This window comes from Peptoniphilus pacaensis (assembly GCF_900088125.1).
In the GTDB taxonomy this organism is placed as follows: domain Bacteria; phylum Bacillota; class Clostridia; order Tissierellales; family Peptoniphilaceae; genus Aedoeadaptatus; species Aedoeadaptatus pacaensis.
In genome coordinates this window covers 1-2,204 of the sequence record NZ_FLQT01000002.1, presented here as the reverse complement: position 1 = coordinate 2,204, position 2,204 = coordinate 1, and the positions used below count along the sequence as shown (strand labels likewise).

The following is a 2,204-nucleotide window of genomic DNA, read 5'->3' as shown; positions in this document are numbered from 1 at the left end:
ATTATCTTATATCAGGAAACATAGTATTACTATCAATTGATAGCAGTGATTCTATTTATTTAAGAGTGACATTATTATCGATTATTTATTTGATTATTATGATAATATTGAATACCATGATTCTTAGTAAAAGAGATATTTATTAAATTAGAAATGGAGGGTTTTATGGCATATGATACATTGGGGTTTGCTCTATTTAATAAATACACGGTAAAATGCACTGACCCCCAAAAGTTGGACCAAGAAATCCAACCTTTGGGGGTCTTTTAATGGCAAAATACAGTTATGAATTGAAGAAGAAAATCGTCGAAGAATACTTGTGTGGTAAAACAAGTTTTCAAGCCTTAGCTATAAAATACCAAATTGAGAAATCCGCTCTCAGGCTATGGGTGAACAATTATAAACATTTCGGTGATGAAGGTTTAATGCGCTCTAGAAATAATCGTGCGTACAGTGTAGAGTTTAAGTTAGAAGTCATTACACGCTACGAAACGAGCGAATGCAGCTACCAACAACTTGCCCTTGAACTCGATTTAACCAATCCATCCATGATCGTTAACTGGCGCAGGAAATACCGAGAGGGGGTCTTGAAGGGCTGCTACCACATAAGCGAGGAAGACCTGTGACAAATAAAGAAGATCGCAAACAAACACCAAAGACGTCAAAGAAAAGCGAACCCATCGATGGTTCTACACGGGAGGCACTGGAAAACCGCATCAAAGAATTAGAGGCGGAGAATCGGAAACTTACCATTCAAAAGATGTTCTGGGAACAGCTAAGGCGTTTGGAGAGGGAAGAAGCAATGAACAAAAGGCAAGGATCGTCGCCAAACTCCGAGAACAATTCCAACTAAGAGAGATCCTCGCCGCCATCAACTTTCCCAAATCTACCTTCATGTACTGGCAGAAAAAGTGGAACGAAGAAGATAAAGACCAAGCGTTGAAAGACGAAATCCTCGCCATTCGACGCGATCACAAAGACTACGGCTATCGAAGGATCCATCTGGAGCTAAAGAACCGGGGCTGGGCGGTGAACAAAAAGAAAGTTCAACGATTGGTTCAGATCATGAAATTGCAAGTCCGATTCTGCAAGTCCGATCCTATGGAAAGAAATACAAGAAGTACAACTCCTACAAAGGTGTCGTCGGCCACATCAAGAAAAATAGAATCAACCGCCGCTTCAACACCTCCGTTCCCTACCAAAAAATGACCACCGACACCACAGAATTCAAATACTACGAAGAAGATCAAGCGGGGAAACTTCAAACAAAGAAACTCTACCTTGATCCATACATGGACATGTACAATCTGGAAATCATCAGCTACGTCCTCTCCGACCAACCCAACTGCGTCACCATGCTGCAAGGTTTAGAAGAAGCTATCAAGCGCACCGACACCTGCCCCTACCGCCGCACCTTCCACTCCGATCGCGGTTGGGGTTACCAAATGACCGCCTATCAAGCCATGTTAAAAAACATCTCATCTTTCAAAGCATGTCGAGAAAAGGCAACTACTACGACAACGCACCCATGGAAAACTTCTTCAGTGTACTGAGAAGAGAAATCTACGACGGTCACATCTACCGGAGCCGACAAGAACTCGTGCGTTCCATCGAACGTTTTATCCACTACTACAACAACGATCGAATCAAAGAAAAGTTAGGAGGATTGAGTCCGAAGCAATACCGTGAACAGATGCAATCTGCATAGAACGAATGTTATGTAAAACAAAATCGAGCAAGCGAAATGCTTACTCGATTAAGTCCAACTTTATGGGGTCACTCTACCGTGAAGGGTCTGTTTTTAATATAAAAGTTGATACATGAGAGGGTTAGAATGAAGAATGTTTTGATTATAGAGGATAATAAAGAAATTGCTTTACAAATGGAAAAGTATTTGGTTAATAATGGTTATGAAGTAGAGATTGCATCATCTTTTTACGAAGCAAGCTATAAGAGGAATGTAGATATGGATGTGGCACTACTTGATATAAATCTACCAGATAAAGACGGTCAACATTTGATAGAAAAATTAAAAGATAAGGACATAAGAGTTATTGTAACAACAGTTAAAAATGACGAAGATTTTATAATTGATGCCCTAGATCAAGGCGCAGACGACTATTTAACTAAACCATTTTCCCTTGCAATATTAAGGGCAAGGATTGATGCGGTTTTAAGGACAATACCTCTAAGTCAAGACAAAA

1 protein-coding gene and 1 pseudogene are annotated in these 2,204 nt (G+C 40.2%); both read left to right on the top strand.

Annotated features, from left to right (window positions below; genetic code table 11):
* Window positions 1-269: 269 nt before the first annotated feature.
* Window positions 270-1,708: pseudogene (locus BN7444_RS08970) on the top strand (IS3 family transposase).
* A 126-nt stretch (window positions 1,709-1,834) separates the two neighbouring features.
* Window positions 1,835-2,204, top strand: a 370-nt coding sequence (locus BN7444_RS00015) for a response regulator transcription factor (RefSeq protein WP_135121979.1), incomplete at its 3' end; no start/stop codon positions are given.